General features: G+C 67.8%; 18 protein-coding genes and 3 pseudogenes. 15 read left to right on the plus strand and 6 right to left on the minus strand.

Translation table 11 applies throughout. The features are described 5' to 3' along the window. Nucleotides 1-231: 231 nt before the first annotated feature. A complete protein-coding gene (locus QH276_RS28135; protein ID WP_280401464.1) occupies nucleotides 232-1,230 on the plus strand; it encodes a TIGR03617 family F420-dependent LLM class oxidoreductase in 999 nt (332 codons plus the stop codon). A gap of 11 nt (nucleotides 1,231-1,241) precedes the next feature. Here QH276_RS28135 and QH276_RS28140 read toward each other — a convergent pair whose 3' ends face one another. Then, nucleotides 1,242-2,615 (minus strand): ABC1 kinase family protein, encoded by a 1,374-nt coding sequence (locus QH276_RS28140; RefSeq protein WP_280401463.1) that lies wholly within the window; start codon nucleotides 2,613-2,615, stop codon nucleotides 1,242-1,244. A gap of 199 nt (nucleotides 2,616-2,814) precedes the next feature. Here QH276_RS28140 and QH276_RS28145 point away from each other — a divergent pair, with 199 nt between their 5' ends. Together QH276_RS28145 and QH276_RS28150 are read left to right on the plus strand one after the other, a co-directional pair. Beyond that, nucleotides 2,815-3,444, plus strand: a complete 630-nt coding sequence (locus QH276_RS28145; RefSeq protein ID WP_280401462.1) for a TetR/AcrR family transcriptional regulator — start codon at nucleotides 2,815-2,817, stop codon at nucleotides 3,442-3,444. Between the two features lie 258 nt (nucleotides 3,445-3,702). After that, a complete protein-coding gene (locus QH276_RS28150; RefSeq protein WP_280401461.1) occupies nucleotides 3,703-4,932 on the plus strand; it encodes a PucR family transcriptional regulator in 1,230 nt (409 codons plus the stop codon). A gap of 113 nt (nucleotides 4,933-5,045) precedes the next feature. Here QH276_RS28150 and QH276_RS28155 read toward each other — a convergent pair whose 3' ends face one another. From QH276_RS28155 to QH276_RS28165, 3 genes and pseudogenes are all read right to left on the minus strand, one after another. Continuing rightward, a complete protein-coding gene (locus tag QH276_RS28155) occupies nucleotides 5,046-5,858 on the minus strand; it encodes a MerR family transcriptional regulator (RefSeq protein ID WP_280401460.1) in 813 nt (270 codons plus the stop codon). Between the two features lie 4 nt (nucleotides 5,859-5,862). Beyond that, nucleotides 5,863-6,708, minus strand: coding sequence for an alpha/beta fold hydrolase (locus QH276_RS28160; protein WP_280401468.1), 846 nt, complete (start codon nucleotides 6,706-6,708; stop codon nucleotides 5,863-5,865). A gap of 51 nt (nucleotides 6,709-6,759) precedes the next feature. Further along, a pseudogene (locus QH276_RS28165) lies at nucleotides 6,760-7,023 on the minus strand (DapH/DapD/GlmU-related protein); the annotation flags it as partial. A gap of 223 nt (nucleotides 7,024-7,246) precedes the next feature. On the opposite strand from QH276_RS28165, the gene QH276_RS28170 reads away from it, so the two are divergent. The 4 genes and pseudogenes from QH276_RS28170 to QH276_RS28185 form a co-directional block, all read left to right on the plus strand. Next, on the plus strand, nucleotides 7,247-8,128 hold the full coding sequence (locus QH276_RS28170; RefSeq protein WP_280401459.1) for a helix-turn-helix domain-containing protein: 882 nt from the start codon (nucleotides 7,247-7,249) through the stop codon (nucleotides 8,126-8,128). After that, entirely contained in the window at nucleotides 8,125-8,331 is a 207-nt protein-coding gene (locus QH276_RS28175) for a DUF397 domain-containing protein (RefSeq protein ID WP_280401458.1), read from the plus strand. Before QH276_RS28170 ends, QH276_RS28175 begins: the two co-directional genes overlap by 4 nt. Before the next feature lie 144 nt (nucleotides 8,332-8,475). After that, nucleotides 8,476-9,957, plus strand: coding sequence for an AAA family ATPase (locus QH276_RS28180; protein WP_280401457.1), 1,482 nt, complete (start codon nucleotides 8,476-8,478; stop codon nucleotides 9,955-9,957). Nucleotides 9,958-10,199: 242 nt separating this feature from the next. Continuing rightward, nucleotides 10,200-10,443: pseudogene (locus tag QH276_RS28185) on the plus strand (DUF4158 domain-containing protein); the annotation flags it as partial. Nucleotides 10,444-10,566: 123 nt separating this feature from the next. On the opposite strand, the gene QH276_RS28190 reads toward QH276_RS28185, so the two are convergent. After that, the gene (locus tag QH276_RS28190) at nucleotides 10,567-11,211 is read right to left on the minus strand and encodes a class I SAM-dependent DNA methyltransferase (RefSeq protein WP_280401455.1); all 645 of its coding nucleotides are present in this window, start codon (nucleotides 11,209-11,211) and stop codon (nucleotides 10,567-10,569) included. A 216-nt stretch (nucleotides 11,212-11,427) separates the two neighbouring features. Between QH276_RS28190 and QH276_RS28195 the strand changes: the two genes are divergently transcribed. The 5 genes from QH276_RS28195 to QH276_RS28215 all read left to right on the plus strand — a co-directional run bounded on the left by QH276_RS28195 (nucleotide 11,428) and on the right by QH276_RS28215 (nucleotide 18,241). Continuing rightward, nucleotides 11,428-12,624: a sensor histidine kinase gene (locus QH276_RS28195; RefSeq protein ID WP_280401454.1), complete on the plus strand. Its 1,197-nt coding sequence runs from the start codon at nucleotides 11,428-11,430 to the stop codon at nucleotides 12,622-12,624. Continuing rightward, complete coding sequence (locus QH276_RS28200; protein ID WP_280401453.1) at nucleotides 12,621-13,298, plus strand: response regulator transcription factor; 678 nt, start codon at nucleotides 12,621-12,623, stop codon at nucleotides 13,296-13,298. Before QH276_RS28195 ends, QH276_RS28200 begins: the two co-directional genes overlap by 4 nt. A 415-nt stretch (nucleotides 13,299-13,713) precedes the next feature. Beyond that, entirely contained in the window at nucleotides 13,714-14,745 is a 1,032-nt protein-coding gene (locus tag QH276_RS28205; RefSeq protein WP_280401452.1) for an alpha/beta hydrolase, read from the plus strand. Continuing rightward, nucleotides 14,742-16,532 (plus strand): ABC transporter ATP-binding protein, encoded by a 1,791-nt coding sequence (locus tag QH276_RS28210; protein ID WP_280401451.1) that lies wholly within the window; start codon nucleotides 14,742-14,744, stop codon nucleotides 16,530-16,532. The genes QH276_RS28205 and QH276_RS28210 overlap by 4 nt, the downstream gene beginning before the upstream one ends. Next, the gene (locus tag QH276_RS28215) at nucleotides 16,529-18,241 is read left to right on the plus strand and encodes an ABC transporter ATP-binding protein (RefSeq protein ID WP_280401450.1); all 1,713 of its coding nucleotides are present in this window, start codon (nucleotides 16,529-16,531) and stop codon (nucleotides 18,239-18,241) included. The genes QH276_RS28210 and QH276_RS28215 overlap by 4 nt, the downstream gene beginning before the upstream one ends. 211 nt (nucleotides 18,242-18,452) lie before the next feature. On the opposite strand, the gene QH276_RS28220 is transcribed toward QH276_RS28215, so the two are convergent. Beyond that, on the minus strand, nucleotides 18,453-19,085 hold the full coding sequence (locus QH276_RS28220; RefSeq protein WP_280401449.1) for a TetR/AcrR family transcriptional regulator: 633 nt from the start codon (nucleotides 19,083-19,085) through the stop codon (nucleotides 18,453-18,455). A gap of 68 nt (nucleotides 19,086-19,153) precedes the next feature. Here QH276_RS28220 and QH276_RS28225 point away from each other — a divergent pair, with 68 nt between their 5' ends. From QH276_RS28225 to QH276_RS28235, 3 genes and pseudogenes are all read left to right on the plus strand, one after another. Continuing rightward, on the plus strand, nucleotides 19,154-20,701 hold the full coding sequence (locus QH276_RS28225) for a flavin-containing monooxygenase (protein ID WP_280401448.1): 1,548 nt from the start codon (nucleotides 19,154-19,156) through the stop codon (nucleotides 20,699-20,701). After that, the gene (locus tag QH276_RS28230; protein ID WP_280401447.1) at nucleotides 20,698-21,528 is read left to right on the plus strand and encodes an SDR family NAD(P)-dependent oxidoreductase; all 831 of its coding nucleotides are present in this window, start codon (nucleotides 20,698-20,700) and stop codon (nucleotides 21,526-21,528) included. Before QH276_RS28225 ends, QH276_RS28230 begins: the two co-directional genes overlap by 4 nt. Before the next feature lie 17 nt (nucleotides 21,529-21,545). Further along, a pseudogene (locus QH276_RS28235) lies at nucleotides 21,546-21,820 on the plus strand (hypothetical protein); the annotation flags it as partial.

A 21,820-nucleotide genomic window follows, 5' to 3' on the forward strand; every position in this document is an offset into this window, starting at 1 on the left:
CCGCCCCCCCCCCCCCCCCCCCCCGCGGCCCCCCCGCCCGCGCCCCCCCCCCCCCCCCGGGGGGGGCCCCCCCCCCCCCCCCCTCGCCGGTTTCCGGGCGGACCGCTCATGACTGCCGGTGGACGCTCATGTGTCCCTGGGCCCTTGTCCTCCCGGCAGAACTTTCGCCGGCGACAACGTCTTCCCGACGATTCGACCGCGGTCCGCCCTGGAATGCAGTTGGATGGTTTGATGTTGCTCGACCTCCAGTTGGATGCCCGCCCGGACCGTTGTGCGGAGCGCGCCCGAGTTCTCGTCGAGGCAGGCGCCGCGGGACTGTTCACCTTCGAAGGCCCGCACGACGTCATGCTGCCGCTGGCGGCGGTGGCGGGCCGGGTGGATACCGATCTGATGACCAATGTCGCGATCGCTCTGCCCCGCAGCCCGATGCATCTGGCACATGCCGCCTGGGATCTGCAATTGATGTCGCGCGGGCGGTTCCGGCTGGGGCTCGGCTCGCAGATCCGGCCGCATATCGAGAAGCGTTACGGCGCGACATGGTCGGCTCCGGCGGCGCGGATGCGGGAAATCGTGCTGGCCGTGCGGGCAATCCTCGCCTCATGGCAGGACGGCACTCCGCTGGATTTCCGGGGCGAGTACACCCGGCACACCCTGATGCCGCCGACCTTCGTTCCCGGTCCCAACCCGTACGGTCCGCCGCCCGTGCTGCTCGGTGCGCTGGGGCCGGTCATGACCCGCACCGCCGCCGAGGTCGCCGACGGGCTGCTGGTGATGCCGTTCCACAGTCACCGCCATTTCCGGGAAAGAACCCTGCCCGCGGTGGCGGAGGGGATGAAACGGGCGGGCCGCTCGAAGTTCCCGCTGTACCCGCAGGTGATCGTCGCCATGGGCCGCTCGGCGGACGAACTCGCGGCCGCCTCGACCGGTGTGCGCGGTCTGCTGGCCTTCTACGGTTCGACACCGGCGTACCGTCCCGTCCTGGATGTCGAGGGCTGGGGCGATCTCCAGCCGGAACTCAACGCCCTCTCCAAATCCGGCGACATCATGACCATGTTCGACCGGATCTCGGAGCCCATGCTGGAAACACTCGCGGTGCGTGGTACCCCGGAAGACTGCGCCGCCGAGATCACACGCCGTTTCGCCGACGTCGCCGACCGCGTGTGCTGCTACTTCCCCGGCTACGACCCACCGGCCGAGCACATCGCCGCGCTCGCCACCGCCCTGCGCTGACGGGCCGCTTCTCAGCAGGCGGCCCGCCACCCCGCGATCGCCCGTCCGATCTCGGTCGTGGGGGCCTCGTCCTCGAGCCATTCCCGGGCGATCCGGTGCCAGTTGTTCGTGGTGACCAGCTGGCCCAGCACCGCGAACGTGAACAGGTCCGCGCGGCGGGAGAAGACGTGTTCGGGGGGCAGCGACTGCTGGTGCATACCGCGGAATTCGGTGGCCCGTGGATCCATGGCGAGAACCACGGCGCCGGTGGCCAATTCGGGGGTTATCGTGACCTCCTCGTCGAGCAGATGCCAGCCCGCGGCCGCCCAGACGTAGTTCAGGCATTCGTCCACGGTGACCCCGGCCTGCGGGTCGATGATCCCGCGGCCGACCCAGGCGTCGTAGAGGTCCCGGCCGCGTAGTTGCCCGGCGGCGCGCAGGCAGTCGCGTTCGAAATCGGCGTGAACCGGGTCCATCCGGTGATAGAGACCGAAGTCGACGAAGGCGAGCCGCCCGTCGGCGGCGAGCATCATATTGCCGGGGTGCGGGTCGCCGCAGAATTCGTAATCGGTGAACAGGGTGTTGATGTAGAAGCGGTAGATGAGCTCGCCGAGGCGGGCCCGGTCGTCGTCGGGCAGGGCCCGCAGGGCATCGAACGGCTGCCCGTCCACGAATTCGGTGACCAGAACGTTGGGGCCGCAATACTCGTCGACGCAGTCGGGAACGGTGACGAAGGGGTGCCCGCGGTAGCGCTGCGCGACGCGGCGCTGGTTGCGGGCCTCGCGTGGATAGTCGAGTTCGCCGCCGATATTGCGGGCGATCTCGTCGAGTACGCCCGCGTCGGCGGCGCTGGGCAGCGCGGCTTTCCACAGTTTGCCGAACATCTTCAGGTTGCGCATATCCGCGTGCACGGCCTCGTCGACGCCGGGGTATTTGACCTTGACCGCCACGAACCGGCCGTCGCGCAACCGGGCCCGGTAGACCTGTCCGATGGAGGCGGCGGCGATGGGTGTCTCGTCGATATCGGCGAAGACCGCCGAGAGGCGGCCCAGATCGTCTTCGATCACCGCGCGCATCGCCGAGAACGGGAACTCCGGTGCGCGGTCGCGCAGTTCGGCGAGTTTGCGCCGGAACAGTTCGCGGTGGGATTCCGGCACGAGGTCGAGATCGAGCACCGACAGCATCTGCCCGAGTTTCATGGCGGCGCCCTTCATACCGCCCAGCACCGTGACCATCTGCTGCGCCGCCTGCAGGGTCGATCGTTCGGCCAGCGCGCGCTGCGCCTGTTCCGGCTTGCCCAGCATCGCGACCTTGGTGCCGGCGTCCCGGATCAGCTGGCCCGCGGCCAGCCTGCCCAGCGTGCTTCCCCGGACCAGACGCCCGCGGGGAACCCGATCCGTAGCCATCCGCACCTCCGCACTCCCCCGTGTAACGGCGGTCACACTACCGTCGGCGCAGCCGATACGCGAGGGGCCGGCGCCATCGCGACGCGGCCGGCCCTTCCGGAAATCTCGGCAGGCGCACGAAGCGGCGATTTCACCGTCCGGCAATCCATCCCGCACTAAGCTGGGCAAGCTCGTCTTCGCGCAGGAACAGGAGGAAGCGGTGCCCGCCAGAGCAGGTCAGCGTAGGCGCCCGACCCAGGAACGCGCGCGGGCGACCCGCGAGCACATTCTCGACACCGCCGCCCGGCTCTTCGGTGAACGCGGTATCGCAGACACCTCGACGAACCGGATCGCGGCGGAAGCCGGTGTCAGTATCGGCACCGTCTACCGCTACTTCACCGACCGGGCCGTGATCGTCGACGAGTTGCTCGAACGGCTGCTCGGGACCATCGAGCAGCGGATCACCAATCAGCTGGCCGGGCCCTCGGGTTACTCGCCCGAGGAACTGGTGGCCGGATTTCTGGAGATCATCACCGAAGAACTGGTGGCCAACGCCCCGTTGGTCCGAGCACTGGTGGCCGGGGTGCAGTTCTACAACAGCGGCATACCGGAGTTCGAACCCCGCCTGCGCATCCTGGTCAAGGTGATGCTGATCCAGATGCTGGGGCCCGGTGACGATCGCGAATACGACACCATGACCTTCGTTCTGATCAACACGATGTTCGCGGCGGTACTGCGGGCGTCGGCCCTCGAGGTCGACGACGGCGAGCGCCGGGAGGCACTGAATATGACCGCCCGGATGATCGGCCGCTGGATCGAATCCGAGATCGAGCGCCGCCCGGCCGCGTGAGCGACTCTGGCGAAAAGTGAGTAGTCGGGGCAATCAGCTCGACCTAACACACCATTGCCGATCAGGAATTCACATCCTTCCTGGTCATAAGCGTAATTTAGAGGTTACCGCCGGTCACCCAAAGCGGAGTAGAAGGTGAGCGGTCGCTCAGATTACCGTGTGATCAGAACCGGCGCCCGCCACACCGTGACCGGCGTCGGCTCGGTCCCCGGCCGTCGCGCCGGGCATACCGATTCTGCGGTGACAAGGAGGTCCCCGGTGATTATCGAGAGCGCCGTTCGCCACGAACTCGATGCGGGCAAACATCTCCCCATCCCACCGGCAACCGATACGCATCGGCTTGCCCGTGAGGTGGTGGCCCACCTCGGCCGGTCCGGAGCATTGTGCGTGACCGCACCGGACAACGCGCTGCGGGGCGAGCTCACCGCGGTGATCCGGGTATGCCTCGGCTGGCTGATCCAGCGGCTGCGCGGTGAACGCCCGCCCCAGCACCTCGACCGGCTCGCGGTCGCCGCCGCCGGCTGGGCACGCGACGGTATCGCGATCGGCACCGTACTGCACGCCGCCCACGAAGGCGTGAAAGGCGGCCTGGAGTTGCTGATCCCGCGCACCGGCCACGAGCCCGGCGTCGAGATCACCGCGGCGATGACGGCCTCGGTCGAATTACTCGCCCTGATCACGTCCACGGTCAGCAAAACCTATATTCGCGAACTCAAAAGCGTTGCCACCGAACACCACACCGATGTGCACACGGTGACTTCGGCCCTGCTCGGCGGCCACAGCGCCACCGCCATGGCCCGCGACGCGAGTATCCCCATCGCCGACCGGTATCACGTGCTCGCCCTGGCCGTGCCCGCCCACCGGGACGAGAACGATCCGCGCCTGGACCGCCAGGTCGTCGCCCGCCGCAAACTGCGCAGACTGCAATCCGCCCTGGCCACACTGCTCGACGGCCGGGCGCTGCCGCTGCTCTCGGTGGACGGCGGGACCATCCTCGTGCCCGCCGACGCGTGCACCGAGGACGGAATCGATGATCTTGTCCGGAACCTCTCCGCCGCAACCCTCGTGGAAATCACCGCGGCCGTCGTATCCGCCACCCCCGACGACATCCCGGCCGCCACCCGCCAGGCCCACGAACTGCTCGACATCGTCGAACAGCTGGGGCTCGAGGCCCGGGTCCACCGTTTCGCCGAACTGGCCCTGGAATACCAGCTGACCCGCCCCGGCGTCGGCCGCACCCACCTCGACCGGCTCCTCGACCCGCTGGACAGCCACCCCGAACTGCTGCAGACCTTGCAGACCTATATCGACACCAACCGCAACCGCACCCGTACCGCCCGCCAACTCGACGTCCACCCCAACACCGTCGACTACCGTATGCAACGCATCGGCGAACTCACCGGCCTCGACCCCACCGACGCCCGCACCTGGTGGTATCTCTACAGCTCCCTGGTAGCCCGCCGCTCCCGCGGCCCGGCCATCGCCTGACCCGGCGCCACTCGCCGGGCCACCGGACCCTCGATATCCGGATCAGTTTCCGGCGAAGCGCGGGAAATCGACCGCGACCACGAGCAGACCCGACATCACCGGGAACAGCAGTATCACCAGGTGTCGGCCGGACAAGTACCCGCGGGCCGCTGCCTGGCGGGTGATACTCGGCCGAGTTTGGTCCAACCTGTCCAGCCACGCGTCCGGAGTAATTCGATCAACCGGCGAGCCGGTGGCGCGGTGTCGAATGCCATTGTGTCCAAGAGCTCGGCGAACGGCGCCGGCAGCTCGGAGTCGTCGAGATAGTCCTCACCGTGCTCAGCGGCCAGCTGGGTGATGTAGGCGGCCATCGAATCGGCCAGTTCGACGAGTGCCGGATCGTCGTCGGGCAGATCGAGAACCCGGCCCAGCGTGCGATAGAAGTGGACGAGCCGCGGGTCTGTCAGCTGCTCCTGTTTACGGGCGATCCACTCCGGGACCCGCTCGGGTGAGCGCGCCGCCAGCGGAATCCAGCCGTCGCGTTCGAAGCGGACGATCCGCTCGTCGATGCCGAGCGCCCGGAGCCGGTCGAGAAAATCCACGACCTCGGGCGGCAGTACCAGGCCATCGCCGGCGGTGAGACGGGCGATCCGGTCCCGGCGCCGCTGCCGCTCCCGGATCTCCGCATGCAGTCGCCGGTCGATCTCCCCGACCGCCGTGGCGAATTCGGCTGCACCGGCAGCCAGCAGTTCCCGCACCCGCGCCAGCGGTACACCGGCTTCGGCCAGTGTCCGGATCTTGATCAGTTCGATCACCGCCTCGGCGTCGTAGCGCCGATAGCCGGAGTGGTCGCGTTCCGGTTCCGGCAGTAGGCCCTTGGCGTGGTAATGCCGCACCGCGCGCACCGTCACCCCCGCATACGCGGCGAGTTCGCCGATGGTCAGCACCGGTTCAGTCTCCCGGATCCGGCAAGCAGGCGATACGCTCCGCGACGATCCGCGCGATCTCCGGCGCATGGGTCACCACCAGCCGGTGATCGGCCTGCAGCCAGGTAGTCGTGATATCCGGCCGCTCACGGGACAGCCGTTCGATTCCGGCCCGCCAGTTCCGATTGCGCCACCGCGTCCGCTCGTCACCGCCTCCGCCGGCCATCACGGCCGATAGCACCATGCCGATCGGAACACCGATATTCCGGTACCGGCCGAGTAGCTCTCCGGTCCGGATCATGTCGAGCTCCAGGTTCAGGTCGAGCGCCTGTGTTCCGGTGAGCAACACCCGGCGGGCAGCGTCTTCCGGTCCGTCCGCGTCCGCCGAGTTCTCCCACATCGCCCGGAACTCCGGCACCTCCGCCGGCGGAATGAACGGCTCCGGTATCGGATTCGCCCCGTCGATGAGGACGAGCCCCGCCACCGCGCCGGGATGCTCGGACGCGTAGTGCACCGCCAGGTCCGCACCCAGCGAGTAACCCACGAGCACGGGCGCCGGCGCGGACGATTTCAGCTCCGCCAGCACCGACACCAGATCTGCGCGGAACCCGGCGAATGTGTACTGCCCCGCGGCCGAACTGAGCCCGTGCCCGCGGAGGTCGAAGGCCACCACGTCATGGTCGCGCCGCAGTAACTCGATCAGCACCTGTAGCCCCGCCTGCGTGGAATACAGGCCCGGGCAGACAACGACAAGTCGCCCACGGCCGCCACGCGATACCGAGATGGTGACGTCGTCGTGGCCGATCGAATAACGATGCACACCGGGATACTCGCCCTGCCTTGCCGAGCTGTCTTCGATTCCGTTGATCACCCGGCCATGGTGCGAGGTTGACCCAACGTCAAGGTCAACGTACGCAGGAGCCAGTTGCCGGACGACACGGCACGGATTCCCCGCCGCGACACCTGTGGAGGCACATCCCTGGTCACCACACTGCCCGCACCGACAACCGCGTTCGTGCCGATCGTGACCCCCGGACAGACGATCACACCGGCGCCGAGCCAGACATTGTCACCGATGGTGATGGGCGCGGCGGTCTCCCAGCGTTGTCGCCGGAGTTCGTGGTCGTTCATCGGATGCAGGGCGGTCAAGATCTGGGCGCGCGCCGATCGGGACGTCGTCGCCGATCTTGCGGAATCACGCCCCATACTCGCCCGGTCTTCTGCGCGATGTACGTCGCGCACGCGTGAATCGGTCATCGGAGTCGCGGAAATCGGGACGCGACCAGCGAAAACGCTTGGCTCGACCGGGAACCCGGAGCAAGATCCCGGAACCCGCTGTGCCGCTGCCGCGCGGCTGTGAGGATCGATCCCCGTTCGGTGCTTTCTCATCCACGCAAAAGGGGAACGTTTTGACGGAGCGGGACAGCAGTATCACCAGACGCCAGCTGGGCAGGTACCTGCGGGAGGCCCGGGAAGCGGTCGGTCTGACGCTGGCGGATGCGGCGGGCCTCATGGAGTGGAGCCGCAGCAGTCTGCAGCGCATCGAGACGGGGCAGAACCAGAAAATCCGGATCCGCGATCTCGACGGGTTGATCGAGATCTACGGGATCGACAACGATCGCGCCGCGGGGCTACGGGGATTGGCGCAGCAAGCCGCTGAGAAGTCGTGGTGGCATGAGTACGGCGGGGTTATTCCGGCCAACTTCAGCGTGTACATGGGTTTGGAGTCCGCCGCGCGAACTCTCACCACTTACCAACCCGACCTCGTACCCGGTCTACTCCAGACAGGAGATTACGCACGAGTTCTGGCACAAGTAGCCAGTCCGGGGGACAGTCGCGACGAACGGGAGAGCCGGGTACAGCTCAAACTTCGTCGGCAAACACTGATAACCCGGAAGAGGCGCCCCGCGCATCTGGAGGTTGTCCTTGCGGAAACCGTGCTGCGCAGGATGATCGGAAGTCCGCGTATCATGGCAACTCAGCTGCGACACCTGGCAGACGCCAGCACACTCACCAATGTGAGCCTGCGTATCCTGCCCTTTTCGGCCGGAATGCCTGCGGGCGAACAGATCGGCCCATTCGTGATCATGGAGTTCGCCGCGGACAGCCACGGCAAACCGGTCGAACCGACGATCGTGTACGCCGAGAACTACACCGGGGACATGTACAGCGAGAAAATCGGTATCGTACGTCGGTATACAGAGGCATACGACCGCATCCAGCGGGCAACACTGGACGCGGTCTGCAGCCGCAATCTGCTGCGTAATCTCGCGAGGGAGCACCACCGGTGAACATTGACCTATCCGGCGCCACATGGTTCAAGAGCAGCCGCAGCGGCGGCACCAAGGAATGCGTCGAGGTCGCGTTCCTCGACGGTGGACACGTCGGCGTCCGAGACTCCAAGAATCCCACCGGCCCGGCCCTGGTCTTCGGCCCGGGCCAATGGGACACCTTCGCCGCAGCCGCTCGAAACGGTGCGTTCGACCAGATGTAGACCCCGAAACCGAGCGTTCCGGGGCCGGTCCCGGATGGTGTTGCGAGCCGGGCGGCGAATGTGGTCCCCGTGCGAGTCCGGCTCCGGCGATTCACCAGCAGTTTTTCCCATAGAAGTGTACTTCTTAGAAGTATAGTTCTAACCATGAAGTGGACGAAGCCCGAGCGGGTGTTCAACCGCGACCGCGAATGGGACGGACTCGTGCGTTTCGCGACCTCACCGAGCCCGGATGTCCGGCTGGGTATCGTGAGCGGCCGGCGACGCCAGGGCAAGACGTACCTGCTGGACGCGTTGGCAGAAGTGGGTGACGGTTTCTTCTTCACCGCGACCGACGCCGCGGAGGTCGAGGCGTTACGTGGATTCGGCGAAGCCGTCGCCGCGTACGCCGGCGGTGGGCGGTACGCGTTCCGCGACTGGGACGAGGCGCTCGAACGATTGTTCGCCGTCGTGGGGGACGGCTTGATAGTCATCGATGAGTTCCCGTATCTCAGTAGGGCCAGTCCTTCGCTCCCGTCGATATTGCAGCGTGCGCTGGACCCCCGCGGCAACGCGCGGAAAGCCGGTTCGCGAGTGCTGTTGTGCGGATCGGCCATGGCGGTGATGGGCAAGCTGCTGGCCGGCAGCGCTCCCCTGCGCGGACGGGCCAGCCTGGAGTTGGTCGTCAAACCGCTCGGCTATCGGGAGTCTGCGCGGTTCTGGGGAATCACGGACCCGCGACTTGCGGTGCTGGTACATGCGATCGCCGGCGGCACACCCGCGTATCGGCGTGAATTCGTCGCCGGGGATACACCCGGCTCACTTGCGGATTTCGATTCCTGGGTGCTGCGCACCGTGCTGAACCCGCAGGTCCCCCTGTTCCGCGAAGCCCGGTATCTGCTGGCCGAGGAAACCGATATCCGGGATGTTGCCCTGTATCACGCGGTGCTCGGCGCGATCGCCGGCGGAAAGACGACCCGCGGCGGGATCGCGAACGCGATCGGCCGCAGTTCCACCGATATCGGCCATCCGCTGTCGGTACTCGAAGACGCACAGTTGATCACCCGGGACGCCGATCCGTTCAACCGGGGGAAGACCGTGTTCCGAATCGTCGAACCGCTGATCGTGTTCTACGAGGCGATCATGCGCCGGGAATGGACCCGGCTCGAACGGGGTAATCCGGAAGCCGCCTGGCGTAATTCCCGGGTCACCTTCCTGTCGCAGGTGGTCGGCCCGCATTTCGAAGGGCTCTGCCGGGAGTGGGCGATGTCGGTGGGGCCCGAGGTCTTCGGCGATCTACCCGGGCAGGTGGCAGCAGGCACTCTCAGCGACCCCAAGGACAAGCGGCAGATACAGGTCGACGTCGCGGTGATCGCCGCCGAGGAACCGGGGAAACCGCGACGCATCCTTTCTCTCGGTGAGGTCAAGTGGGACACCACCATGACCCTCGGCCATGTCGACCGGTTACGCCGGGCGCGAGAATTGTTGTCGGCGAAGGGGTACGACACCCGAGAGACGGTTCTCGCCTGCTACAGCGGAGCCGGTTTCGACGAGAATCTGCGCGCCGTAGGTGCAGGACCCGGGGAGCGGGCCGACGATCCCGAGTTACCCTTGCTGGTCGATCTCCCTACCCTGTACTCCGCGCCCTGACCAGGAGTAACCGCCGAACAATAGCTGGTTTCGTGACCGAGCCGGCGCAGCGGACGCGAACCGGTGGGCCCGCACGCCGGTGCCCGGGCAGCGAGGGGTTCCGGTAGTAACCGCCGAAAAACCAACGGATATGGCGTAGCCGCAGCTGACTGCCGGTGAGGCCCTGGTTCGGTCTGCGGCGATGGCCGGTTGCTGGTTGGCTCGGCTCCCAACGTTATTGGTTGGTGTGGGAGGTCGGTTTCGTGGCGACGCGGGTGTTCGCGGATGAGGAGTTGGCTCGTCTGCGGGAATTCCCGGAGATCGTGCCGCGAGGAGCTGTTCCGGTTCTTCACGCTCTCACCGGCGGATCTGGCGTTCGTCGATCCCGGTCGCGGTCGTGGTCCGGCCGATCGGCTCGGTATCGCGATCGCGTTGTGCACGTTGCCGTGGTTGGGGTTCGTGCCTGATCGGGTGGTGACCGCCCCGCCGGTCGCGGTATCCCGGTTGGGGTAGGGGCGCCCTCGACTCCGATCCGCAGCTTGTCGGCGGTGATGCCCGCCCACTGGCGTCCGGAGGGCCAGATGATCACCCGCCACACCCGGCCAGTGGCGAGCCCGACATATGCACAGGTTAGGACTTACTGCGTGCGAAAAGAATCGCTTGCTGAGCTTTCGCATCCGGGTCGAGCAGCATCTGGGCCTCGACCACGAATCCGGCATCGTGCAGCCAGGATGCCACCTGGTTCGGCTGACGGTGGTGGACATGGACCTTCATCGGGTGACCGCCGTAGCCCTCCGTCATCAACCGCGACTCGTCGCCGACGTGAAACAGGAGTTGCAACGGTCCGCCGGGACGCAATGCTCGGTGGAAGCGCCCGAATACGGTCGGCACCTCGTCGTCGGGGATGTGGATCAACGACTGCCAGGCGAGCAGGCCGGCCACCGAAGCGACGGGCAGGTTCAGCTCCGTCATCGAGCCCACCTCGAACCGCAGGCCGGGGTGGTCGCGCCGGGCCACGTCGATCATCGCCGGGGAGAGGTCGATACCGAAGGCGTCGACACCGAGCTCATGCAGGTGGGCGGTGACTTCACCGGGGCCGCAGCCGACGTCCGCGACCGGTCCGCCGCCAGCGGTCCGCACGCTGTCGGCGAACAACGCCAGAGCCGCGCGAAGGTACTGGTGTCCGGCGAGGGCGCCGCGCACGTGGTCGGCATAGCTGACCGCGACCGTGTCATAAGAGGTTCGGGTGTCGGCCAACCAGTCATCCGTGGTCATGACCGGCACGATATTCCATGATCGCGGCGGACTCGGCGCTACCCGGGAACGACAAAGGTCCCCAGATGATCCTCGCCGCACGCAGTGCGCTACGGGCGGCGACGGACGGGGTACGTGCATGCGCGTAGGGACTTCCCCGCCGGCTACGTCGCTCGTCGTATGCGGTCGCGCGTGCAGGGGGAGCCTGCGCCGCGGCGGATGACGTACTGTCGCCACATGGATCTGCGGGCGGTGTCACGACAACTGTCTGCCCGGTTCACCTGGTTTCCGGATGTGGTGCTCGCGCTGTTCGTCATGGTGATCCAGGTGCTCGGTGCGATGGTTGCGGTACCGGTCGAACCGGCTTCGGCACCTGTGTCGGGGATCGGGTATTTCCTGCTTGTCGTGAGTGGGCTCGCGGTGGTCGCGCGGCGGCGCACGCCCGTGGCGGTGTTCGCGATCACCGGGGTGTCCAGCCTGATCTATTTCGCGTTCGATTTCCCCGACCGGATGTCCTACCTCGGGCTTTTCGTCGCGCTGTATACGCTCGCCGCCTACGGCGACGGGCAGCGGTCGCTGCGGATCGCCGGCGCGGGGATCGCCGTGCTCTCGGTCGGCTGGCTGATCGCGGGGGCGGATGTGGAGCCGGTTTCGGCCATCGGCTGGGTGTTCTTCCGGATCGGGGCGTCGGTGATCAGCACAATGCTCGGTGAAGCGGCCAGGTCGCGCCGGGTGATGGCCGCCGACGCGCAGGAGCGGGCGGAGCTGGCGGAGCGGTCGCGGGAGGACGAGGCCCGTGCCCGCGTCGATGCCGAACGGTTGCGGATCGCGCGCGAGGTGCACGATACGGTGGCCCATGCCGTCGCCATCATCAACGTGCAGGCGGGGGTCACCGCGCATGTGCTGGACAAGCGGCCCGAACAGGCCCGCGGCGCCTTGCGCACCATCGAACAGACCAGTTCCCGCGCGTTGCAGGAGATGCGCGCCATCCTCGGTGTGCTGCGCGACGGGGACGAGCGCGAGCCGTTTCCCGGACTCGACCAGATCCGGGATCTCACCGGCAAGGCCCGCGACGCCGGGCTCGATATCGCGGTCGAGCAGCCCGAACCGGTGCCGGTGCTGCCGAGCGCGGTGGGCAGCGCCGCCTACCGCATCGTCCAGGAATCCCTCACCAACGTGATCCGCCATGTGGGACCGACCAGGGTGACGGTGACGCTGGAGCCCGTGGTCGATGCCCTGCACATCCGGGTGATCGACGAAGGCCCGCGCACACCCTCCCAGACCAGCACCGGTTCGCCGTCGGGTCGCGGAATCGCCGGGATGCGCGAACGCTGCCGGCTGCTCGGCGGGGAACTCGACGCGAAACCCCGGCCGAACGGCGGGTTCGAGGTCACCGCCAGCCTGCCGCTGGTCCCGGTGGGGGCGCACCCGTGAACGCGACACCGCCGATCAAAGTGCTGCTCGCCGACGACGAACGGCTGGTGCGTTCGGGATTCAAGGTTCTGCTGGACCTGGAGGACGACATCACGGTGGTCGGTGAGGCCACCGACGGAGCCGAAGCCGTCGAACTGGCGCGCAGCACCCGCCCCGATGTCGTGCTCATGGATATCCGGATGCCGAAGCTGGACGGGATACGCGCCACCGGCCGGATCGCCGAAACCGCCGGGCTGGAGCAGGTGCGGGTCCTGATCCTCACCACCTACGACACCGACGAGAACGTTTTCGAAGCGTTGCAGGCGGGTGCCAGCGGGTTTCTGCTCAAGGACGCGGGTCCCGCCGAACTCCTGCACGCCATCCGCGTCATCGCCGCCGGTGACGCGCTGCTCGCGCCCCGGATCACCCGCCGTCTCATCGGCCAGTTCACCGCGCAGCGCCGGGCCGCCCGAACCGCGGAGGACCGGCTGGCGGTGCTCACCGACCGCGAGCGGGAAGTTCTCGCACTGGTGGGACGGGGTATGAGCAACGACGAGATCGGCAACGCCCTGTTCCTCAGCCCCGCCACCGCGCGCACCCATGTCAGCCGCGCCATGACGAAACTGGGTGCCCGGGACCGCGCTCAGCTGGTGGTGATCGCGTATCGCACCGGGCTGTGTGATACGACCCCGTAGCGCGCCGCAGTAGCGATAACCGCTGCCCGGCAGAACTTTCGGCCGGCACCGAACGGCCGCGGGACTGCATGTCGAATGCTTTGCGCCCGATTCGCACCGGCGAACGGTACGTGTCACTGCACCCGCCACCCCGCGTTCGGCTTCCGGCACGTCTTCGCGCTGAGCCCCGCCGGACAACCTGATTCGCGCAGCCGGTTACGCAGCCGGACGTAGCCGAAAGCAGCTGCGGTACACCGATTCACGTAGCCGGCGACGATCATCGCCGGACGCGGGTCGTGGGGGCCGAACGTGAGTATCGACCTAGGAGCTGCGACTCCCGGACGCTCCGGCGAGACCCGTCGCTCCGCGATCGGCGCCACCGGCCTGGTCGGCGCGGCACGAAAGGCAGATCATGCGAGGCAGAGTTCCCCTCCGAATGCGTATTCTGAACAAGCTGCGGCCGGCCCCGGATTGGGATTCGGTCACCCCGGAGCAGTTCCTCGAACACCGCGCGGCACAGGACCGTTTGCGCGGGTCGGTGCTGCTGCGGCCCCTCACGGGCCGGCCCGATCGCGGGGCCCGGATCACCGAGGACACCGTCGATCTTCCCGGCCGGCGGCTGCCGCTGCGCGTGTACCGCCCCGAGCGAGAAGGTCCACCGCTGCCGCTGGTGATCGCCTTCCACGGTGGCGGCCTCATCAGCGGCGCACCGGATCAGGACGATTGGCTGCTCAGCCACCTGGCCGCGCGGTGCCCGGCCGTGGTTGTCTCGCTCGTCTACCGGCTCGCGCCCGAACACCCGGTGCCGGCCCCGGTGCACGACGCCTACGACGCCGTCCCCCGGCTGGCCGCGCTGGCCGATCGGTGGCGTGCGGACCGGCACCGGATCGCCCTGCTGGGTTCCAGTGCCGGGGCCACGCTGGCGGCTCTCACCGCGATCCGGGCAGTGAACGCAGGACCCGAGCTGCGCACGCAGGTACTGATCAATCCCCAGCTGGACTGGACCGACCGCGCCTTCGAATACCCCTCGTTCACCGAGAACGCCGGCAGCCCGACGGCGTCTCCGGCCGAATGCCGCGCCGTCCCGCGTCTCGCGGTCCCCGCAGCCTTCGATCGCCGGACGATTTCCCCGATGTACAGCGAAGAGTTGCCGGGTGTGGCGCCGGCGCTCATCCTCGCCGCGGGCCTGGACCCGCTCGAGGACCAGTCCACGGCGTACGCCGATCGCCTGCGCTGCGCGGGGGTCGAGGTGACACTGAGCCGTTATCCCGAAGCGACACACGCCTTCCTCAGCATGCCGGGGGCGGTCCCGGCGGCCGCGGCCGCCCGGGCCGATATCCTCGCCCACCTGCGCAGCCGCCTGGGCGGGGTACCGGGACCCCGGGCGGTCGCCGGTGGGCAGGTACGTACGGCCCCCGGTACGAAATCCGCGACCACACCGGGCGCGACCGGAAGGGCGCGGCGATGACGATCACCGATGCGGCCGCGGTCCGGCCGGACCCCCGGGCGGAGACCGATTCGGCGCGGGCACCCGGAGTTACCGAACTGCTCCGCGGGCATGTGGGAAGTTTCGCCGCGGTGGTGGTGACGCAGATCGTCGGCGCCGTCGCGGGTCTCGCGCCGTTGCTCGCGGTCGTCGAACTGGGGCGCACCCTGCTGTCCCCTGGGCCCGTGGACGAGGGGCACGTATGGCTCGTCGTACTCGGGGGCGCGCTCGGCCTGCTGGTCCGGCTCGTGTTCACCGGCGCCTCGTCGGGTATCGGGCATCTGCTCGACACCCGCGTGCAACTGTCGCTGCGCCGGCTGCTCGCACAACGGCTGGGCCGGGTACCGATCGGCTGGTTCTCCCGCCGCCGGACAGGTGAGCTGGCGAAAGTGGTCGGCGAAGACGTGAGTGCGGTACACCCGTTCATCGCCCATACCCCCGGGGAGCTCGTTTCCGCGTTCGTGGTGCCGCTGGTGTCGCTGGCCTACCTGTTCACCGTCGACTGGCGGCTCACCCTGATCACCCTCATCCCGGTGGTGCTGGCGATCGCGCTGGTTCCGCTCATGATGACCCCCGCCCGGCTCCGTGAACAGCGGGCGTTCGACGCGGCGCAGGGCCGGATCGCGGATTCGGTGCTGGAATTCGTCCGGGGTATCGCCGTGGTGAAGGCGTTCGGCGAAGCCGGCCGCGCCCATCACCGGTTCCTTTCCGCCGCGGACGATTTCGCCGATATCTTCCTGCGGATGGTGCGTGGTCTCGCCGGGATCGGCGCCGCCATGCAGGTGGTGGTGTCGCCGCCGTTCGTGCTGCTGATCGTGTTGATCGGCGGAACGGTCCGGATCACCTCCGGCGGTCTGCCCCCGGCCGACCTGCTGCCGTTCCTACTGCTCGGCCTGGGTTTGACGGCCCCGGTAGCGGCGCTCGGGCACGGTTTCGACGATATGCAGGCCGCCGGGCGCGCGATCGGGCGGATCCGGGCGGTACTCGCCGAGCCGCCGCTGCCGCAGCCCGCGCACCCCGTCGCGCCGCGGGGACACCGGGTGGAATTGCGCGGCGTGCGCTTCGGCTACGACGCCGGCCACGAGGTGCTGCGCGGTATCGATCTGGTGCTCGAACCCGGTACGGTCACCGCGGTCGTCGGACCGTCGGGCAGCGGAAAGTCGACACTGGTCCAGTTGCTGCCGCGGTTCTTCGATCCGGCCGCCGGTTCGGTGCGGCTGGGCGGGGTGGATCTGCGCGAACTGGCCGCCGGCGACCTCTATCGCAGGGTTTCCTTCGTCTTCCAGGATGTGCGGTTGCTACGCGCTTCCGTCGCCGAGAACATCGCCCTGGCAGTGCCGCGGGCCGGCCGGGACGAGGTGGTGAACGCCGCCCGGCGGGCCGGTATCCATGACCGGATTCTGGAACTGCCGCACGGTTACGACACCGTGCTCGGTGTGCAGGCGGGCCTTTCCGGTGGTGAGACCCAGCGACTCTCGATCGCCCGGGCGCTGCTCGCCGATACACCGGTGCTGGTACTGGACGAGGCGACCTCCTTCGCAGACCCGCGAACGGAGGCGGCGGTCCGGGATGCCCTGATGGCGGAGCGTGGTGACCGGACACAGCTGGTCATCGCCCATCGCTGGGAGACCGTAGCCGACGCCGACCGGGTCGTGCTGTTGGTGGACGGGGTGATCGCCGAACAGGGCACCCCTGCCGAATTACTGGACCGGGACGGGGAATTCGCTGCGTTCTGGCGGTCGCAGCGAATGACGAGGAGCGCGCGATGATCCGGATGCTGCTGCGAGTGCTGGGCCCGTCGTTCGCCCGGCCGGTGCGTCGCACCATTGCCCTGATGACAACGGCGGCCGTGGCCGAGGGGTTGTCGTATGTGCTGCTGGTCCCGGTGCTCCGGGCGCTGTTCGGCGGTACTCCCGGTGACGCCCGGCCGTGGCTGCTCGCGTTCGGTGCGGCCGTTGCGGTATTCGCGGTGTTGCGCTATCGCAGCGATCTGGCCGGTTTCCGCGCCGGAACCACACTGCTGCGCGGCGTCTATCACCGGCTGGGTGACCAGCTGGCCCGGCTGCCGATCGGCTGGTACACCGCCGACCGGATCGGTGCGGTCTCGATGCTGGCCGGTCGTGGTGTGCTGCAGGCGATGAGCGTGATCGCCCACCAGTTGGCGCCACTGATCTCGGCCACGGTGACCCCGCTGACGATCGTCGGGGTGCTGTTCGTCTTCGATCGGCGGCTGGCACTGGCGGCGCTGGCCGCGGTACCGGTCGTGGTGCTCGTCCAGCGCCGCGCCGGCCGCGCGATGGCGGCGGGTGATGCCGAGCGGCATGCCCGGGATCAGGAGGCCACCGGGCGGGTGATCGAATATCTGCAGGCCCAGCCGGTGCTGCGGGCCGGCGGCCGGACCGCCGAACGGTTCCGGATGCTCGACGACGCACTGCACGAGGCGGAACGCTCGTCGCGCGGATACGTGCGCTCGGCACTGGCCGGGGCCGTCGGCCTGACGCTGGTCGTGCAGGCGACGTTCACCGCCCTGCTGGCGCTGGGCGCCTATCTCGCGCTCGGCGGTGATATCGGCGCCGCCGAACTCCTCGCGGTCCTGGTACTGGCCGCACGCTGCGCGGATCCGCTGCTGGCGCTGGCCGAGATGGGCGGGCAGTTGCGCGCCGCCCGGGCGGAACTGACCCGGCTCGACGACGTCCTGCGCACCGAACCGCTACCGGAACCGGCGGCACCGATCCGGCCGCGCCGCCATGATCTGGCGTTCGAATCGGTCACCTTCGCCCACGGTGACCGGACGGTGCTCGACGATTTCTCGCTGGCGGTGCCGCAGGGACAGCGGCTGGCGATCGTCGGCCCCTCGGGCGCGGGTAAGAGCACGCTGCTGCAACTGCTCGCCCGCTTCTACGACGTGGACGCGGGTGCCGTCCGGGTGGGTGGCGTGGATGTGCGGTCGATCGAGACCGAGACCCTGATGACGCAGTTCGCCATCGTCTTCCAGGACGTCTATCTCTTCGACGGCACGCTCGCGGAGAACATCCGCCTGGGCCGGCCCGGCGCCACGGACGACGAGGTCCGGGCGGCCGCGCGCGCGGCCCAGCTCGACGAGGTGATCGACCGGCTACCCGAGGGCTGGAACACGAACGTCGGCGAAGGCGGTGCCCGGCTCTCCGGCGGCGAACGCCAGCGAGTCTCGATCGCCCGGGCGCTGTTGAAGGACGCGCCGATCGTGCTGCTCGACGAGGTGACCTCCGCGCTGGATCCGGCGAACGAGGCGGCGGTGCACGAGGGGATCGAGCGTCTGATGGCAGGCCGGACGGTGGTACTGGTCGCGCACCGGCTGTGGACGGTTCAGCGTGCCGATCGCGTCGTATTCCTCGACCGCGGCCGAGTCGTGGAGGACGGCAGTCACGACGAACTGCTGCGGGCGGGTGGCCGGTACGCGGACTTCTGGGCCCTCGGGATGACACCGGTCAAGGAGTGACGACCGGGGACTCATCGGGTAGCCGGTGAGTCCCCGCCGCTCCCGCCGACCGGTCCGATCCACCCCGGGTGCGCGGGGATTGCCGCCTGCCGGACCGTTTCGATCCAGAGATAAGCTCCCCCCGCGTGCACGGGGAGCACGGCAGCTTATCGCGACGCATAGGTCCGCAATCCCCTGCACAACGCTGCGATAGGGGCGGCGACCCGGCAGTTCAGGAACGAAGCGCTGCGGCGAGGGCCGGGTTCACCGCCGTCGACAGCGCCAGCAGCGACTCCACCAGCAGGTCGATCAAATCGTCTCGGGTAATCGTTTCTTCGCTCAGCCACGACAGTGTGGTTTCCTCGGTGAACGCGACCCAACCCCGGACCGCCAGCAGTAGGCGGGAATCGGCGCGCTCCTGATCCGACAGGGGCACCTCGGAGAGGATGATGTCGACGATCGCCCGCCGGGTTTGTGCCACCATATCCGCCAGGTCGGGATCGGAGCTGGTGGGGCCGCGCAGCAGGGCCATGTATGAGGTGCGGTTCTCGCTGACATAGTCGATATAGCGGCCCACCGAATCGCGCAGCATATCTGCCAGGCCCAGCGTGGGGTCGGGTACGACTCGCACCAGCAGTTCCGCATTCGCCTGTTGCACCACCGCCAGCTGAAAGGCTTGTTTGGTGGGGAAATAGTGGAACAGCAGCCCGCGGGAGATACCGGCCTGAGCGGCGATTTCACTGACCGAAATATCCTCGATGGCGCGTTCGCCGAGCATTTTCACGCCGAGGGTGATCAGCTGTGTCCTCCGCTCGTCCGGGCTCAGGCGGACGCGTTTGGCGGTTTCCTGCGGACTCGTGCTCACGAATTCATCCTACTGAACGCTGCTCAATACTGTTGACTCCGTCTCAATAGAGCCTTAGTCTGGGGTACATGAGTCGCAAGGTTACAGACAATGCTGTCGCCAACCAGACCGCCCGCCACCTGCGGACGATCATCATCGGCAGCGGTTTCGCCGGCCTCGGCCTTGCCATCCGGCTGACCCAGCAGGGCCGGGATGATTTCCTGGTCCTCGAACGCGGCAGCGATGTCGGCGGCACCTGGCGGGACAACACCTATCCGGGCGCCGCCTGCGATGTGCCTTCGCATCTGTACTCGTATTCGTTCGCGCTGAACCCCGACTGGTCGCGCTCGTTCTCCCGGCAGGGCGAGATCCAGGCGTATATCCGCAGCGTCGCCGACAAGTACCACGTGCGCGACAAGCACCTGTTCGACTGCGATGTCACCAGCGCGCACTGGAACAACGAGGCCGCTCGCTGGGAGATCACCACCAGCAAGGGCGATTTCACCGCCGACACCATGGTCTCCGCGGTCGGCGCGCTGTGCGAACCCAATCTGCCCGATATCAAAGGCATCAACAGCTACGAGGGCGAGATCTTCCATTCGGCCCGCTGGAATCACGATTCCGACCTCACCGGTAAACGCGTCGCCGTCATCGGCACCGGCGCCTCGGCCATCCAGATCGTGCCGGCCATCGCCGGGAAGGTCTCGCATCTCGACGTCTACCAGCGCACCGCGCCGTGGCTGCTCCCCCGGCTGGACCGGCCCTACACCCTGCCGGAGCGGCTCGCCTTCAAACACATCCCCGGTGCACAGCGCCTGTCCCGGGCCGCCATCTACGCCATCCGGGAAACCCAGGTGGTCGGCCTGGCGAAATTCCCGGCCCTGATGCGCGGCTTCGAGGCGCTGTCCAAGGCCAAGCTGCAGTTCGAGATCCGCGATCCCGAACTGCGGAAAAAGGTCACCCCGGACTACCGGATCGGCTGCAAGCGCATGCTGATCTCCAACGAGTACTACCCCGCGCTGGACCGCGACAATGTCGATGTGGTCACCGACGGTATCGCCGAAATCCGGGCGAACTCGATCGTGACCAAGGACGGTACCGAGCGCGAGGTGGACGCCATCGTGGTCGCCACCGGTTTCCACGTCACCGATTCGCCCACGTACCAGACCATTTTCGGCCGCGACGGCCGTAGCCTCGCGGAGGTCTTCGACGAGATCGGCCAGCAGGGCTACAAGGGTTCGGCGATCGCCAACTACCCGAACCTGTTCTTCCTGCTCGGCCCGAACGTCGGGCTCGGCCACACCTCGATGGTGTACATGATCGAATCGCAGATCAACTACATCGCCGACGCCCTGGCCACCTTCGAACGGCGCAATCTGCGCACCGTCGAGGTCCGCCGTGACGCGCAGGACGCCTTCAACGCCGAATTGCAGCGCAAACTCGCCAAGAGCGTGTGGAACACCGGCGGCTGCGCCAGCTGGTACCTGGACAAACACGGCAACAACACCACGCTGTGGCCGGACTTCACCTTCGAATTCCGCCGGATCACAAGGAAATTCGATATCGCCGCCTACGATACGACCACGGCGGCCGACACCCCCGCCCGTCCCGATCTGAAAGTAGTGACTGCACAGTGAGCAACGAAGCTTATTTCCGCAACAAGGTCTGTGTCATCACCGGCGCCGGGTCCGGTATCGGCCGCGCGCTGGCCATGAACCTGGCGCGTCGCGGAGCGAAGCTGGCGCTTTCCGATATCGACACCGAGGGGCTGGCCGAAACCGTGCGCCGCTGCGAACAACTGGGCGCCGAGGTGAAATCGGACCGGCTCAACGTGGCCGAGCGGGAGGCCGTCCTGCTGTACGCCGACGCGGTGAAACAGCATTTCGGGGTGGTGCACCAGATCTACAACAACGCCGGTATCGCCCATCACGGCGATGTCGTGAAAACCGATTTCAAAGACATCGAACGCATCATGGATGTCGATTTCTGGGGTGTGGTGAACGGGACCAAAGCGTTCCTGCCCTACCTTCTGGAGTCCGGTGACGGGCACGTCGTGAACATCTCCAGCCTGTTCGGCCTGATCGCCGTGCCGGGCCAGGCCGCCTACAACTCCGCCAAGTTCGCGGTACGCGGGTTCACCGAGGCACTACGTCAGGAAATGCTGGTGGACAAGGCCCCTGTCAAGGTCACCTGCGTACATCCCGGCGGGATCAAGACCGCGGTCGCCCGCAACGCCACCTACAGCGAGGGTATCGACGGCGCGGACGCCAGCTCGCAATTCGACAAATACCTCGCCATCCACAGCCCGGAAATGGCGGCGGAAACCATTGTCGACGGGGTGCGCAAGGGTCGCGGCCGGGTGCTGATCGGCTGGGAGGCCAAACTGCTGGATCTGTTCGTCCGCACCGCCGCCTCGGGGTATCAGCGCATCGCGGTGGCCGTCGAACGCCGCTTCCTGCCCTGATCGCGAGAAAGACCGATATGCGAGATATCGCGCTCCCGCTACCGCTGGTGCGGGCCTTCATGAGGCCGCTGTACCGGTTGTCCTTCGACCACCGGTTACCGTTCCGGGTGCAGCGAGCCCTGATCGACACCGCCTCCGTCCTGCAACCGGTACACCCCGGTGTCCGGGTGGAGAAACTGCGGCTCGGCGGGCGGCCGGCCGAACGGCTCGCCCCGCGCAACCCCGCCGATACCGACCCCGGGGGGGGGGGGGGGGGGGGGGCGGGGGGGGGGGGGGGGGGGGGGGGGGGGGG

Source organism: Nocardia carnea, from assembly GCF_029869215.1.
Classification (GTDB): Bacteria; Actinomycetota; Actinomycetes; order Mycobacteriales; family Mycobacteriaceae; genus Nocardia; species Nocardia carnea_B.